The 15,207-nt window shown below is 66.3% G+C and carries 11 protein-coding genes; 6 read left to right on the top strand and 5 right to left on the bottom strand.

Going from position 1 to position 15,207, the window contains the following annotated elements; genetic code table 11:
- Positions 1-32 precede the first annotated feature (32 nt).
- Genes VGK27_04120 through VGK27_04105 form a run of 4 tightly spaced genes read left to right on the top strand, consistent with a single transcriptional unit; the run spans position 33 to position 3,058 of the window.
- Complete coding sequence (locus VGK27_04120; protein ID HEY3489296.1) at positions 33-767, top strand: amino acid ABC transporter ATP-binding protein; 735 nt, start codon at positions 33-35, stop codon at positions 765-767.
- A 32-nt stretch (positions 768-799) separates the two neighbouring features.
- The gene (locus VGK27_04115; GenBank protein HEY3489295.1) at positions 800-1,618 is read left to right on the top strand and encodes an ABC transporter substrate-binding protein; all 819 of its coding nucleotides are present in this window, start codon (positions 800-802) and stop codon (positions 1,616-1,618) included.
- Positions 1,619-1,641: 23 nt separating this feature from the next.
- Complete coding sequence (locus VGK27_04110; protein HEY3489294.1) at positions 1,642-2,361, top strand: amino acid ABC transporter permease; 720 nt, start codon at positions 1,642-1,644, stop codon at positions 2,359-2,361.
- A gap of 1 nt (position 2,362) precedes the next feature.
- A complete protein-coding gene (locus VGK27_04105; GenBank protein HEY3489293.1) occupies positions 2,363-3,058 on the top strand; it encodes an amino acid ABC transporter permease in 696 nt (231 codons plus the stop codon).
- A gap of 16 nt (positions 3,059-3,074) precedes the next feature.
- Here VGK27_04105 and VGK27_04100 read toward each other — a convergent pair whose 3' ends face one another.
- Positions 3,075-4,493, bottom strand: coding sequence for a multiheme c-type cytochrome (locus tag VGK27_04100; protein ID HEY3489292.1), 1,419 nt, complete (start codon positions 4,491-4,493; stop codon positions 3,075-3,077).
- Between the two features lie 199 nt (positions 4,494-4,692).
- On the opposite strand from VGK27_04100, the gene gltB reads away from it, so the two are divergent.
- Entirely contained in the window at positions 4,693-9,276 is a 4,584-nt protein-coding gene (gltB, locus tag VGK27_04095) for a glutamate synthase large subunit (GenBank protein ID HEY3489291.1), read from the top strand.
- On the top strand, positions 9,269-10,696 hold the full coding sequence (locus tag VGK27_04090) for a glutamate synthase subunit beta (protein HEY3489290.1): 1,428 nt from the start codon (positions 9,269-9,271) through the stop codon (positions 10,694-10,696). The genes gltB and VGK27_04090 overlap by 8 nt, the downstream gene beginning before the upstream one ends.
- A 367-nt stretch (positions 10,697-11,063) precedes the next feature.
- Here the strand turns inward: VGK27_04090 and VGK27_04085 are convergent, their stop codons facing one another.
- The 4 genes from VGK27_04085 to VGK27_04070 all read right to left on the bottom strand — a co-directional run bounded on the left by VGK27_04085 (position 11,064) and on the right by VGK27_04070 (position 15,190).
- On the bottom strand, positions 11,064-11,630 hold the full coding sequence (locus VGK27_04085; protein HEY3489289.1) for a DinB family protein: 567 nt from the start codon (positions 11,628-11,630) through the stop codon (positions 11,064-11,066).
- Between the two features lies 1 nt (position 11,631).
- Complete coding sequence (locus VGK27_04080; protein HEY3489288.1) at positions 11,632-14,037, bottom strand: ATP-binding protein; 2,406 nt, start codon at positions 14,035-14,037, stop codon at positions 11,632-11,634.
- 64 nt (positions 14,038-14,101) lie between these two features.
- A complete protein-coding gene (gene dtd / locus VGK27_04075) occupies positions 14,102-14,542 on the bottom strand; it encodes a D-aminoacyl-tRNA deacylase (GenBank protein ID HEY3489287.1) in 441 nt (146 codons plus the stop codon).
- 6 nt (positions 14,543-14,548) lie between these two features.
- Positions 14,549-15,190 carry a cyclase family protein gene (locus VGK27_04070; protein ID HEY3489286.1) on the bottom strand — a complete coding sequence of 214 codons (642 nt, stop codon included), beginning with the start codon at positions 15,188-15,190 and terminating at the stop codon, positions 14,549-14,551.
- Positions 15,191-15,207: the final 17 nt, after the last annotated feature.

Raw genomic sequence — 15,207 nt, 5'->3', positions numbered from 1 at the left:
GTTCAGATATCGGTCGGGAGGCGGCTTTCGGCATGATCCGATTCGAGGGTGTCCAGAAGTGGTTCGGCAAATTGCACGTGCTGAACGAGATCAACCTTCATGTCAAAGCGGGGGAAGTCGTGGTCGTCTGCGGCCCCTCCGGCTCCGGCAAATCCACGCTCATCCGGACGATCAACCAGCTCGAACCGATCGACGAGGGAACCCTGGTCGTCGACGGGGTCGACCTGTCCGACAAGAAGTCCGACATCAACAAGCTCCGGGCCGAAATCGGCTTCGTGTTCCAGCAGTTCAACCTCTATCCCCACCTGTCCGTTATCCAGAACATCGCCCTCGCGCCCGTCAAGATCCGCAAGCTCACCCGCAAGGAGGCCAACGGGCAGGCCATGACGCTGCTCGAGCGGGTCGGCCTGGCCGAGAAGCGCGACGCCTACCCCGCCCAACTCTCGGGGGGCCAGCAGCAGCGGGTGGCGATCGCCCGCGCGCTCGCCATGAAACCGCGCATCATGCTGTTCGACGAGCCCACATCTGCGCTCGACCCCGAGATGATCGGTGAAGTCCTCGCGGTCATGCAGGATCTGGCGAAGAGCGGCATGACGATGATGGTCGTCACCCACGAGATGGGATTCGCCCGCGAGGTTTCGCACCGGGTCGTCTTCATGGACCAGGGCACCGTGCTCGAGGAGGCGGCGCCCGAAGACTTCTTCCGAAACCCGCAGCACGACCGGGCCAAGCAGTTCCTGAAACAGATCCTGTCGCCGATGCACTGATCCCGCAAAAACCACCTTAAGGAGGGGAAAGCATGAAAAAGACTCTGGCCCTGTTCCTGGCAACGGCTTGCGTGGCCGGCATGACGATGTCCGCATTCGCGGACGACACGCTCGAGACCGTCAAGAAGAAAGGCGTCCTGGTCGCGGGCGTGAAAGACTCGCTCCCGCCGTTCGGCTACGTCGACGAGAAGACGCGCACCATCGTCGGGTACGACATCGACTTCGTCCGGGCGATCGCCAAGAAGATGGGCGTCAAGGTCGAGCTCAAGCCGGTCACCTCCGCGACCCGCATGCCTCAGCTCAAGGAAAGCAACATCGACCTGATCGCGGCGACGATGACCAAGAACCCCGAGCGCGCCAAGGAGATCGACTTCTCCGACACCTACTTCCTCACGGGCCAGAAGTTCCTCGTGAAGAAGGGGACCGTCAAGTCGCTCAAGGACCTCGAAGGCAAGCGGATCGGCACGGCGAAGGGCTCCACCTCCGAGCAGAACGTCAAGAAATCGCTGCCCACCGCCGAAGTGCTTTCCTTCGACGACTACCCGCAGGCGTTCCTTGCGCTGCAGCAGGGAAAGGTCGCCGCGGTGACCACCGACGAATCGATCCTGGCCGGCCTGCTGGCCAAGGCCCCGAACAAGAAGGCGTTCGAGATTCCGCCCAAGGTCCAGATCTCCGACGAGCCTTACGGCATCGGCATGCGCAAGGGCGACACGAACCTCGTCAACTTCGTCAACAAGACGCTGCTCGAGATGGAGAAAAGCGGCGACGCGAAGAAGATCTACAACAAGTGGTTCGGCCCCAAGTCCGACACGCCGATCCCCCGCAACTTCAAGATCGTAGCCGGGAAATAGCGTCTCGAAGGGATTGAACCGCCGTGCTTAGATCCTCCTTCGACTGGGCGGTCGTCACCCAGGGGAAATACGTCGATTGGCTGGTGTCCGGATTCCTGCTGACGATGAAGCTCTCCGTGGTGTCGATCGCCCTGTCGTTCATGCTCGGCCTGGTCATCGCCGTCATGCGGATGTCCCACTTCAAGCCGGCCCGCTGGTTCGCGCACGGCTACCTCGAGTTCTTCCGGAACACCCCGCTGCTGGTCCAGCTCTTCTTCTGGTATTTCGGCTCCTACAAGATCCTTCCGCAGGCGGTCAACGACTGGATGAACCAGTCGCACGCCGGGTGGAACTTCGAGTTCGCCGCGGCCACCATCGCCCTCACCATCTACACCTCGGCCTTCATCGCCGAGGACATCCGCTCGGGCGTCCTGTCGATCCCGAAGGAGCAGATGGAGGCCGCCCGCAGCGCGGGCTTCTCCTACCTGCGCTCGATGCAGTACATCATTTTGCCGCAGGCGGTGCGCCTCACGGTCCCGCCGCTCATCAACCAGTTCCTCAACATCGCCAAGAACTCGTCGCTGGCCATGACCATCGGCGTGGCCGAGCTCACCTACCAGGCGCGGCAGATCGAGAGCGCCACGTTCAAGGGCTTCGAGGCATTCACGGCGGCCACCCTCATCTACGTCGTCCTCTCGTTCGTCATCACGGGGCTGATGACGCTCTACGACCGCAAGGTCCTCTCGCCCCTGAAGGCGCGCTGACGTGGGCCTCGACTTCAGCATCATTCGCGAGAACTGGGTCTACTTCTTCATCGGCCGCTACCCCAACGGGCCGCTGGGCGGCGTCGCGCTCACCTTCTGGCTGGCGATCGCCTCGCTCGTGCTCTCGTTCTTCGGGGGTCTCGTGCTCGGCCTTCTCAGCGTCTCCCACCGCCGGTGGGTCCGGCAGCCCGCCCTTTTGTGCATCAACACGGTCCGCGGAATGCCGCTGCTCATGGTCATCTTCTGGATGTACTTCCTGATGCCGGCGATGCTGGGCAAGACCGTCCCCGAGAGCCAGACGGTCATCTTCGCGCTCAGTCTGTTCACCTCGGCCTACATGTCGCAGATCGTCGTGGCGGGCATCAAAGGCATCCCGAAGGGGCAGACCGAGGCGGCGCTCTCGACCGGGCTGCACCCGGCCCAGGCCATGTTCTACATTGTGCTGCCGCAGGCGCTGCGCAACATGATCCCGTCGTTCGTCAACCAGTTCGTCTCGATGATCAAGGACACCTCGCTCGCCTTCATCGTCGGCGTCGACGAACTGACCCACGTCGCGACCCAGGTCAACAACCGCAGCATGATCTTCCCCACCGAGATCTTCCTGTTCATCGCGCTCATCTACTTCATCCTCTGCTACGCCTTCACCTCGCTGTCGCGCTGGCTCGAGCGCAAGCTCGCCTGGCGCAAGGCGATCTGACCGCCCTCCGCCCGCCTCATTTCCGCCTCGGGGCGCTTCCCTTCTTGCGGGGAGCCGGCCTGGCCGAACCGACGTCGCGGGAACTTCCGGGGCTGATCCGGGCGGTCGCCTCGTCCATCCGGATCACGGGCACCTTGAACGTGCCGTCGGGGAAGAAGATGTTGGCGAAGTCCTGCGACATCGACCGGTAGTTGAGCCGGGCCTCGACCCGGATCGGGTAGGCCGCCCCCCTTGGCACCTCGAATGCATATTTTTCCTCGTCGTAGCCCTTGGGCAGAATGCGGCGGTCGCGCGTGATCGCCTCGGCCGAAAGGATCTTGTTGCGCTCGCCGATCGCGAAGAAGCAGCACGACATTTTGACGTTGGTGCGGCCGATCCCGAGGAACGTCTTGAAGATCGCGGCTGTCGGGTCGATGCCGCCGTTCTCGCCGAGCGCCCCGGAGCGGAGAAGCACCTTGCCTTTCGCGTCGGTCACGGTGACGTCGAGCCACATCTCGCGAACCTCGGACAGGCCGGTGGGGAGCTTGTGCCCGGCCCCGACATTGCTCACCCGGATCCGGAAGGAGCCGTAATGGTTCCGGGGGGAGGGGATGTCCTCCAGGTTGATCTCGATACGGGCCGCGTGGCGAAGCCGGGCCATGGCCATCGCCTGGCGCCGCTCGCCGTTGGGCTCGTTGGAGTAAAGCGCATTTCCGCCGACGAAGTAGTGCGTCCAGACGTGCGGGCGGTCGGGGCCGGCCGCGACCGCTTTCCCGGGGTTGTCCTTGCGCACCGTCTCGCCGGTGGCGGGGTCGTCCGGTGTCTGCCTCATGTGACAGTCCTGGCAGGCGGTCTCGGTGGCGGGGTCGCCGGTGTTGTATGGGGAGTCCTTCCATTCCTGCCAGGTCCGCTCGATCGGCCGGCCGGAGATCGGGTGCGTCACGTTGTGGCACATCCCGCAGAAGCCGGAGCCGCGCCAGGCATTGTCGGTCTTCGTCGCGTGAACGGGAGCGGCCGCATCGGCGTACGGCCCCTTCTTGGTCGTCGACGGGCCCGTGTCGAACGCGGCGTTTCCGATCCCGGTCGGCGTCACCGTGTGGCAGAAATCGCAGAACACGCCCTTCATGGCGACGTTGTCGAGATTCTCCCCCGTGACCGGCGGCAACTCCTTGCGGGAGACGCCGACGGGCGTGTGGCATTTCATGCAGAATTCGACCGCCGGGGGGCCCACTTCCTCGACCACCATCTCGTAGAATTTCCGGAAAATGTTGTCCTGGACCGCAAGCCCGTGCATCGAACCCTCCCACTGGGAGAAGATCCTGTCGTGGCAGCCGCCGCAATTCCGGGGATCGTTGAAATCGTTGTCGACCAGCGCCGACGCCCGAAGTACCGGAACGGTTACCAGAAAAGTTGTCAGCAGCAGGATCGGGGTCCAACGGGCGTCTCGAAATCCCACGCGCTGTTGCATTCGGCACACCTCGGTTCGATTGTCTTCCTGTTTCTGCAACACATTATCGCACAGACCGCTCCCTTGGGCGGGCCCGATCTCGACGCGGATGGGGGCGGCCGTTTCCTTGGTTTATCATCGACATAGACCGGTTCTTCGGGGTACACTGAAACACTTACCACTCAGAGAGTCACGAGGACCGACCGCCATGTCCCATGCATCCTTTTTCAGATCGAATGCCGCAGGTGTCCCTGCGCCCAGAGGGCTTTACGATCCCGCCAACGAGCATGACGCCTGCGGCGTGGGATTCGTCGCCCGCATCAACGCCGAACCGCGCCACGACATCGTGACCCAGGGCGTTCAGGTGCTCATCAACCTCGAGCACCGCGGCGCCCTCGGGGGCGACAAGGCCACCGGCGACGGGGCGGGCATCATGATGCGCGTCCCGCACGCCTTCCTCGAGAAGGAATGCGCCAAGGCCGGCCTCGCGCTGCCGGAGGCCGGCGGCTACGCCGTCGGCATGGTGTTCCTCCCCACGGTCCCCGCATCGGCGTCGCGCTGCGAAGACGCCCTCGCACGCATCGCCTCGGCCGAGAAATGCCCCCTCATCGGGTGGCGCACCGTTCCTGTCGATCCATCGACGCTGGGAGCGCTGTCACGCTCGACGCTGCCGCTCATTCGCCAGTGCTTCATCAAGAATCCGGGCCTCGACACGCTGGCCTTCGAACGCAAGCTCTACGTCATCCGGCGCTTGGTCGAGAAAGAGGCGGCGCGCTGGGACAACGCCGACGTCAGCCAGTTCTACCTGACCAGCCTGTCGAGCCGCACCATCGTCTACAAGGGGTTGCTCACCGGCTCGCAGCTCGCGGTCTTCTACCCAGACCTCGCCGACGAATCGTTCGTGAGCCCCTTCGCAGTCATCCACCAGCGCTACAGCACCAATACGCTGCCCACCTGGCACCTGGCCCACCCGTTCCGCATGCTGGCGCACAACGGCGAGATCAACACGTTGCACGGCAACATCAACCGGATGAAAGCGCGCGAGGCGTCGCTCGCATCCGACCTGTTCGGCAACGATCTCGAGAAGATCAAGCCGGTCCTCATCGAGAGCGGCAGCGACTCCGCCATCTTCGACAACGCGCTCGAGCTGCTGACGCTGGCCGGCCGCGAGCTCCCGCACGCGATGATGATGATGGTGCCTGAGGCGTGGGGCAAGAAATACCACATGAGCGCCGACAAACGGGCGTTCTACGAATACCACGCCACCTTCATGGAGCCATGGGACGGCCCCGCGGCGGTCGTGTTCTGCGACGGCCGCTACATCGGCGGCACCCTCGACCGCAACGGCCTGCGCCCCGCCCGCTACACGATCACGCGCGACGGCCTCATCGTCCTCGCCTCCGAGACCGGCGTCCTCGACTTCCCGGCCGACCAGATCATCCGGCGCGGGCGCCTGCAGCCGGGCAAGATGCTGCTCATCGACCTCGAGGAGAAGCGCATCGTCCCCGACAACGAGATCAAGGCCAAGATCGCGCGGCAACGCCCCTACCGCCACTGGGTCAAGGAACAGCGGATCGATTTGCGCGGGCTCTTCGTCCCGCCCAACATCCCCGCCGAGGATCCCGACGTCCTCCTCCGGAAGCAGCATGTCTTCGGCTACACCGAGGAAGACCTCAAGATCATCCTCACCCCGATGGCAACCACGGGCCAGGAGCCGGTCGGCTCGATGGGAGACGACTCGGCGCTTGCGGTGCTGTCGAACCGCCCGCAGCTGCTGTTCCGCTATTTCAAGCAGCTGTTCGCCCAGGTCACGAACCCCCCGATCGACCCTTTGCGCGAAGAGCTGGTCATGTCGCTCAACACCTTCATCGGGCGTGAAAAGAACCTGCTCGAGGAGACGCCCGAGCATTGCCGGATGCTGCGCATCCCTCACCCGATGCTCACGCCCGAGGACATGATCCGCCTGCGCACCGGGCAGGCGCCCGACATCGTCACGCGCGACCTCGACATGCTGTTCCCCGCGGGCGGCGACGGCCGCGTGCTCCGCGACGCGCTGCAGACGCTGTTTGTCCAGGCCGAGAGGCACATCCTCGACGGAGCCACCGTCCTCGTCCTCACCGATCGCAACGTCGACGCCGATCACGCGCCCATCCCCTCGCTGCTGGCCGCCGCCGGGCTTCACCACCACCTGATCCGCCGCGGCCTGCGCACGCGGGCCGCCATCGTCGTCGAGTCGGGCGAGCCGCGCGAGGTCATGCACTTCGCCCTGCTGCTCGGCTTCGGCACCAATGCGATCTGCCCCAACGTCGCCTTCTCGACCATCCGCGACCTGGCCGAGAGCGGACTCCTCGAAAAGAGCATGACGCCCGGCGAGGCGGTCGACAAGTACTTCACCGCCGTCAAGAAGGGGCTGCTCAAGACGTTCAGCCGCATGGGCATCTCGACGCTGCGCAGCTTCTTCGGATCCCAGATCTTCGAGGCGGTCGGGCTGTCCGAGGAGGTCATCGACGGCTATTTCTGCGGCGCCGCATCCCGGATCAGCGGCATCGGACTCGACGAGATCACCGTCGAATCCAACACCCGTCACCGGCGCGGCTTCCCCTTGCGGGGGCGTCCCGCGAAGCTGCTCGACGTCGGCGGCTCCTACAATCTGCGCGTCGGCGGCGAGAAGCACCTGTGGACGCCCGACACGATCTACAAGCTCCAGGCGGCCACCCGCGAGGGCGATTACGGCCAGTTCAAGGAATACACCGGGCTGATCAACGACCAGTCGCGCGACCGGGCGACGCTGCGCTCGCTGTTCAGCTTCACGCCCGGCGACGGCCCCATTCCGATCGGCGAGGTCGAGTCTGTCGAAAAGATCCTTCCCCGGTTCGTCACGGCTGCGATGTCGCTGGGCTCGATCAGCAAGGAAACGCACGAGACGATCGCCATTGCGCTCAACCGGCTCGGTGGCCGCAGCAACAGCGGCGAGGGTGGCGAAGATCCGGTCCGCAACAAGCCGCTGCCCAACGGCGACAGCAAGCGGTCGCGCATCAGGCAGGTGGCCTCCGCCCGCTTCGGCGTGACGACCGAATACCTCGTCAACGCCGACGAGATCCAGATCAAGATGGCTCAGGGCGCCAAGCCCGGCGAGGGCGGCCAGCTCCCGGGCCACAAGGTCAGCCCCGAGATCGCGCGCGTCCGCCACACGACGCCGTGGGTCACGCTCATCTCGCCGCCGCCCCACCACGACATCTACTCGATCGAAGACCTGGCGCAGCTCATCTTCGACCTCAAATCCGTCAATCCCGCGGCCGACGTCTCGGTCAAGCTGGTCTCCGAAGTCGGCGTCGGCACCATCGCGACCGGCGTCTCCAAGGCCAAGGCCGATCTCGTCCTCATCTCGGGGCACGACGGCGGCACCGGCGCCTCGCCGCTCACCTCCATCAAGTCTGCGGGGCTGCCGTGGGAACTGGGGCTCGCCGAGACCCAGCAGGCGCTGGTCGGCAACCAGCTCCGCGACCGGATCCGGGTGCAGGTCGACGGTCAGCTCAAGACCGGGCGCGACCTGGCCATCGCCGCGCTCATGGGCGCCGAGGAATTCGGCTTCGGCACCACGGTGCTCGTCACGCTCGGCTGCATCATGATGCGCAAGTGCCACCTCAACACCTGCCCCGTCGGCGTCGCAACGCAGGATCCCGAGCTGCGCGCCCGCTTCACGGGCAAACCCGAGTTCGTCGTCAATTTCTTCCGCTTCATGGCGCAGGAACTGCGCGAACACATGGCGCAGTTGGGCTTCCGTACCATCGACGAGATGGTCGGCCGGGTCGACCGCCTCGAGGTGCTCCCCGCAATCGAGCACTGGAAGGCGCGCGGCCTCGACTTCTCGCGCGTGCTGCTTCCTTCCGGCAACGGCAACGGCCAATCGCTGCGCTGCATCAAGAAGCAGGAGCACGACGTGATGAAGGGGATCAACGCCGAGCTGATCCGCCAGGCCAAGCCGGCGCTCGACGACAAGACGCCCGTGAAGATCACGATGCCCATCCGCAACGTCCACCGCACGGCTTGCACGATGCTGGCGGGCGAGGTCGCCAAGCGGTACGGGCTTTCCGGTCTTCCCGACGGGACGATCGACATCGACTTCACGGGCTCTGCGGGCCAGTCGATGGGCGCATTCCTCACCAACGGCATCTCGGTCCGGGTAACCGGCGACGCCAACGACTACCTCGCCAAGGGGATGAGCGGCGGCCGCATTGTCGTCACCCCGCCCCAGGGGGTCGGTTTCGACCCGAGCAAGAACGTCGTCGCGGGCAACGTCATCCTCTACGGGGCGACCGGCGGGGAAGTGTTCCTCCACGGCCGGGCCGGCGAGCGGTTCGCCGTCCGCAACAGCGGTGCGAAGGCGGTCGTCGAAGGCGTGGGCGACCATGGGTGCGAATACATGACCGGCGGGGTTGTCGTCGTCCTCGGCCCCACCGGCAACAACTTCGCGGCGGGCATGAGCGGCGGCGTCGCCTACGTCTATGACGAGACCGAGCTGTTCGACACCCGCTGCAACCTCGACATGGTCGACGTCGAGAGCGTCTGGGAAGAAACCGACGTCAAGCGGCTCCGCTCGATGATCGAGGACCACGTCAAATATACCGGCAGCCCGCGCGCGAAGACGATCCTGGCCGACTGGGCATCGCGGCTGCCGCTGTTCGTCAAGGTCATGCCGATCGAATACCGCAAGGCACTCGAGCGGATGCGTCTCGAAGAATACGCGGACAACGACAACGTCGCCGCGACCGAGGAGGTTTTCCGTGGGTAAGGTCACCGGCTTCATGGAATTTGCGCGCGAAGATGCGCCCCACAGATCGGTCGAGGATCGCATTACCGACTACCGGGAATTCGACGAGATGCTGCCCATCGCCCAGCTCGAGACGCAGGCGGCGCGTTGCAGCGATTGCGGCATCCCGTTTTGCCACACCTACGGATGCCCGGTCAAGAACAGGATTCCCGACTGGAACGACATGGTCTACAAGCAGCATTGGAAGCGGGCGCTCGACCTGCTTCATTCGACCAACAACTTCCCCGAGGTGACGGGCCGAATCTGCCCGGCGCCGTGCGAGCCGGCCTGCACGCTTTCGCTCAACCAGCCTGCGGTCACGATCCGCCAGATCGAGCTCCAGATCGTCGAGCGGGGCTGGCAGGAATCCTGGATCCAGCCCGAGCCGGCCGGCTTCTCGACCGGCCGAAAGGTCGCCGTGGTCGGATCAGGCCCCGCGGGGCTCGCGGCCGCCCAGCAGCTTGCGCGTGCCGGCCACCAGGTGACGGTCTTCGAGAAGTCCGACAAGATCGGCGGCATCCTGCGCTACGGCATCCCCGACTTCAAGCTCGAGAAATGGGTGCTCGACCGCCGCATCGACCAGATGCGGGCCGAGGGCGTCAGCTTCGAGACCGGCGTCACCGCCGGCAGCGACGTCTCGGTCCATTACCTCCGCCGGACCTTCGACGCGATGCTCATCGCCGCGGGCGCCGGCGTCCCCCGCGACCTCAAGGTCCCGGGCCGCGAGCTTGCGGGGGTCCACTTCGCGATGGACTTCCTGATCCAGCAGAACCTGCGCAACGCGGGGATCTTGGTTCCCGAGGCCGCCGCGATCAGCGCCTCGGGCAAGAACGTCGTCGTCATCGGCGGCGGCGACACCGGGGCCGACTGCGTCGGCACCAGCCGCCGGCAGGGCGCCAGCTCGATCACCCAGATCGAGCTGCTCCCCAAGCCGCCCGAAGTGCGCCCCGCGGGCAACCCGTGGCCGACCTGGCCGCAGGTGCTGCGCACCAACTATTCCCATGAAGAGGGCTGCACGCGGCTCTGGTCGCTCAACACGCGCGAGATCGCCGGAAAGGGCGGCGCCGTCTCGGCGCTCAAGCTGGTCGGCCTCGAATGGAAGACCGACGCTTCCGGCCGGATGTCGTTCGCCGAAATCCCCGGCTCCGAGCAGACGATGAAGGCCGAACTCGTCCTCCTCGCGATGGGGTTCGTCCATGTCGAGCACGGCCCGCTGGTCACCGACCTGGCCATCGAGACCGACGGCCGCGGCAACATCGTCACCGGCGAAGACACGATGACCTCGGTGCCGGGCGTCTTCGCCGCCGGCGATGCCGCGATCGGCGCCTCGCTCATCGTCCGCGCCATCGACTTCGGCCGCCGCGCCGCCGCCGGCATCGATACCTGGCTCGAAAAGAACTGACCCGGTTCCCGCCTCGGCTTGAAGCTCCCAAGCTAACGCCACGCGGGGGCCGGCGCTTGACGCGCTCCGGGTATCCCCTCCCGGGGACCCCCGCTTAGGCATACGCCCGGTAGCATGAGGCCTCGGTATCCGGTATTCGTTCGTAGAAGCACCCATCATCGGGGCTCTTCCCCGGAACGCAGCGGCTAAGGGTGGCTCCTGAAGCGGGCCTATGCCCCGAGCGGCTTGAGGTGCCATGGATGGCACCGCGAGGGGTATGGAGTCGCAGCAAGCCCATGGATGGGCGAGCAAGACGTCCCGCGGAAGGAGATACCCGTGCCGCCGAGTGCAGGGGGCATCCCCGGCACCCGGCAACGACTTCTCCCGCCTACATCGGGTACCCCTTCAGCCCCTGGAGCCCCTTGAGCGCGGCGATCTCGCCCGCGTGCGAGGCGGCGTGGGACAGCACCGCGTTGTGCAGGACGAAGCCGGCGGTGGACATCCCGAGGCCCAGGAACGACAGGTCCACGGGCTTGTTGAAATCGGCGGGCGTCGCCGTCGAAAGCCACTCCTCGGCGGACGCTCGGACCGCCGACGCGTACGTCCCGAGCAACGTCAGGTCGATCGTGACCCGGGAAGCCCATGCGTGAGCCTCCAGGGCGAATGCCTCCTGCCCCGCGGGACGGGCGTCGGGCCTGGGCGGCGGCTCGCTCATCCCGGTCTTTCCCGCGAACGTCGAGGCGAACAGCGGCTCGCGCCCCTGCAGCAACCCGTGGATGATCCCGTCGATCGACGTGATCGCGTGCGCATACGTCGCGCCGATCGGATTGGCGAGGCCGGCAGGGCGCCAATGCGCGACTTCCGGCGTCACGTCCGCCATCAACGCTTCCAGCAGGCCGGCAGCCGCCCTGAACTGGTCGACCAGCACCCGGTTGAAATCATTCATTGCAGTCATTTCAGTCTCCTTTCTTTTCCCGGCCGTCGAGCAGCTCACGGACCTTGTGCGCGACGGCGTTCGGCATGAACGGCTTGGCGAGGAACGACACATGCTCCGGCAACACTCCGTCGGCGCCAAGGGCGTCGTCGGGATAGCCGGACATGAACAGCACCTTCATCCGGGGACGCTGCGCCGCGAGCCGGTCGGCCAGCTCCTTCCCTCCCATGCGCGGCATCACGACGTCGGTCAACAAGAGGTCGATCGGACCGGCGTGACCGGACGCAACCTGCAACGCTTCGACCCCGTCGCCCGCTTCCAGCACCGTATACCCGGTCCTTTCGAGGATCGACGCCACCAGGCGCCGGATCACGGGCTCGTCCTCCACGACAAGGACCGTCTCGACCCCGGCGGAAGTAGACGCCTCCGGGACTGCGGTCTTCTCCCGCGTGGCGGCAGGCGCCTCGCCGGCCGCCGGCAGGGAGATCCGAAACTCCGTTCCATGGCCGACCGCGCTCTCTACCTCGATGGAACCCCCGCTCTGCGCCACGATCCCGTAGACGGTCGGAAGACCCAGTCCTGCTCCCTTGCCCCCTTCCTTAGTGGTGTAAAACGGCTCGAACAGGTGCGCCCGCGTCTCCTCGTCGATCCCTTTGCCCGTATCCCTCACGGACAACAAAACGTGCCGCCCCCCCGGCGCGGCTGAGACCGCGATCAGCAACCACCCTCCGCCGGGCATCGCCTCGCGCGCATTGATGACCAGGTTTGCGACTGCCTGCCCGATCTGGTCCGGGTCGGCGTCGATCGGGACCGGAGCGGGCGCCGGGACGATTTCAAGCCGGATCCCCTCGCCGACCAGCCGTGACAGCATCGGCCTCATCCCGACGACGACCGCGTTCAGGTCTATCCGGCGCGGCTGCAGCACCTGCTTCCGCCCGAAGGCGAGCAACTGCCGCGTCAGCACCGCCGCCCGCTCCCCCGCCTTGTGGATCTCTTCGATCTCGCGACGCATCCGGTCTCCCTCCGGCAACCGGTGCATGAGCAGGTCGCTGTAGCCGAGGATCGCCGTAAGCAGGTTGTTGAAATCGTGGGCGACCCCGCCGGCCAGTCGCCCCACCGCCTCGATTTTTTCCGCCTCCCGCAGTCGCTCCTCGATCGCGCGCTCCCGGGAGATGTCGACGAGGACGTCGATGACGAAGCGCGTCCCCCCCGAGGGATCCCTGAGCGGTGCGGCGGAGATGCGAACCTCGACGGGCGTGCCGTCCTTGCGGATGCGGCGCGTCTCGACGGCCTCGAATCCTCCCGCAACGGCGCGGGCGAGGAGCCGGTGGAACTCGTCCTGCCGGTCGGGCGGCACGATCGGGTTGGGGCGGCCCACCACTTCTTCCGGGGCCCATCCGAACAACGATTGGGCCGCCTTGTTCCACAAGGCCACGCGCCCATCGCCATCAAGCACGATGCTCGCCAACGGCGACGCCTCCATCAGGGCGCCGAGCGCCTCGTTGCCGGCCCGCAGCGCCGCTTCCGCCCGGCGGCCCGCGCCGATCGTCCGGCCGAGCAGCCACATCCCGAATCCCATCCCGACCGCGAGGGCGACGCAGGCGACCGCCAGCGCGCTCATCCCCCAGCCCCAGAACCGGGATCCGTACCGCTGCATCAGGAGCGAGACGCCGTACCCCGGCGGATCGAGAGGTACCCGCCTCGACAGATTCGGATCGACGCGTTCGACCGCGGGAAGGGCGGCGACGATTCCGCCGAGCCCAGCCTCGAGCGCCAGCCGGTAATCGAGCGCGAGCGGCGCGGGCGCCGACACCCGGAGAATCTCCTCGAAAGAGAAGGTGGCGCCGAACAACCCTGCCAACCGCCCCTCCCGAAAAACCGACGACCATAGTTCGATGGACACCCGCCCACCTGCCGATGTGAATGGACGGGTCCAGAGCCAGCGCTTCCCGGCCGCGGCGAGGCGGATCGCACGCAGCGATTCCCCCCCTGTCACGGGAATTCCGACGACCTTCCCGGTCGCCCCGGCAGGCGCCTGCCGGTGGATGTTCAGGTCGGGGCTCAACCACCTTACGGACAGGATCTCGGGATGATCGAGCGTATAGCGGGCGACGCGCCCCTGGAAGGACACTTCGTCGAGCGCATCGCGGGAAAAGTCGTCGGCTAGAGAAAGGAGGAAATTACGGTCGGCGTCGAGGCGGGCCTGGAGCGCCTCCCGGGCCGAAACGGCGTCGGCATCGAGCGCCCGGATATTCTCGTCGGTCATCCGGACCTGCAGGAAGTAGAGCAGGATGCCCAGCCCAACGAGGAAGATTCCGGAGAGCAGGGCCGGGCCGAACCAAGCCCAAGAGGGGTAGCGCACCTCTTCCGAGAACACAGCGGGAAACAGGACTCTGTCGGTTTCATCGCCTCGTCTCGAATCGTTCACCTTGCCCCCTTCATCCGACCCGTCCCCCCGATAAGATGCCGGACGGGTCGCGGCGGTTCGATGGTCAGCGTTCGAGGATCAGCGTGACGGGCCCGTCGTTGACGAGCGAGACCGACATGTCGGCGCCGAAGCGTCCCGTCTCGACGGGCAGCGGAAGCGTTTCGCGGAGGTGGCGCACCATCGCGTCGTAGAGCGGCTCGGCAAGCGACGGCGGCGCGGCCGCGTCGAAACCCGGCCGGTTCCCCTTGCGCGCGTCGCCGTAGAGGGTGAACTGCGACACGAGCAGGATGCCGCCGCCCACGTCGAGGACCGACCGGCTCATCTTTCCGGCATCATCGTAGAAGATGCGCAGCTTCGCGATCTTGTCGCACATCCAGCGCATCTGCTCCGGGGTGTCTTCCCTGCCGATGCCGACCAGGACGAGCAGGCCGTGCCCGATCCGGCCCAGCAGCTCGCCTTCGGAGGCGACCGATGCGCTGGTGACCCTCTGGACGACGGCGCGCATGCAGCCTTATCCCAGCAGGACGGCGCGCACCGGCGACGCCTCGCAGCCGGGGATCGGCAAGGGGAGGCACACGAGCGTGTAGCGGCCGGCGGAGATTCCCGAGAGGTCGATCCCCTCGAGCACCAGGATGTCGTTGGCGAGCAGGATCCGGTGGACGGGCAGCCCCTCGTCGTCGAACCGGTCGACGCTCGGCCCGTCGATGCCCGCCAGCGACGCTTCCGCGGAAAGGCAGGCGCGTCCCGCCTCCGGGGTCAGGCAGACGTACCGATCGGTCCACGCACCGCTGCGGCAAACGCCGTCGGCCGAGTTCCGGGTGCGGAACAGGACGGCATCGCCGGGCTCAAGGCCTGCCCGGAGCACGTCTTCGTGGGTGACATACGCGGCGTCGGGCGGAACGTCGACGACCACCGCCGAAAGGATGAAGCGCGCCGCCGGGTAGCCTGCGATGTCCGCCCCCCGCGCGACCACGTGCGCCGGGAAATCGAGGTGCGTGCCGGCATGCGCGCTCATCGCCAGGCGGGAAAGCGTGAAAGGCCCCGTCTCGAACGACGCCACGCGGCGAAGTTCGAAGGGCGGATCCCCGGGGTAAGCAACGGAGCCCGTCCCCAGCGGGACGCTGATGTCGTGGACCGTGGTCGGGATCATCATCTTCGCGCCATCTCCTC

The organism is Candidatus Deferrimicrobiaceae bacterium, from assembly GCA_036504035.1.
Lineage (GTDB): Bacteria > Desulfobacterota > Deferrimicrobia > Deferrimicrobiales > Deferrimicrobiaceae > JANXPS01.
Note: the sequence above shows the minus strand (reverse complement) of the source record. Positions and strands in the feature narration are given on the sequence as shown.

Excerpts from the sequence above, each read along its gene's own strand:
- VGK27_04085 (HEY3489289.1), bottom strand. The coding sequence starts at position 11,630 with ATGACTGCAATGAATGATTTCAACCGGGTGCTGGTCGACCAGTTCAGG.
- gltB (HEY3489291.1), top strand. The coding sequence starts at position 4,693 with ATGTCCCATGCATCCTTTTTCAGATCGAATGCCGCAGGTGTCCCTGCG.
- VGK27_04115 (HEY3489295.1), top strand. The coding sequence starts at position 800 with ATGAAAAAGACTCTGGCCCTGTTCCTGGCAACGGCTTGCGTGGCCGGC.
- VGK27_04120 (HEY3489296.1), top strand. The coding sequence starts at position 33 with ATGATCCGATTCGAGGGTGTCCAGAAGTGGTTCGGCAAATTGCACGTG.
- dtd (HEY3489287.1), bottom strand. The coding sequence starts at position 14,542 with ATGCGCGCCGTCGTCCAGAGGGTCACCAGCGCATCGGTCGCCTCCGAA.
- VGK27_04070 (HEY3489286.1), bottom strand. The coding sequence starts at position 15,190 with ATGATGATCCCGACCACGGTCCACGACATCAGCGTCCCGCTGGGGACG.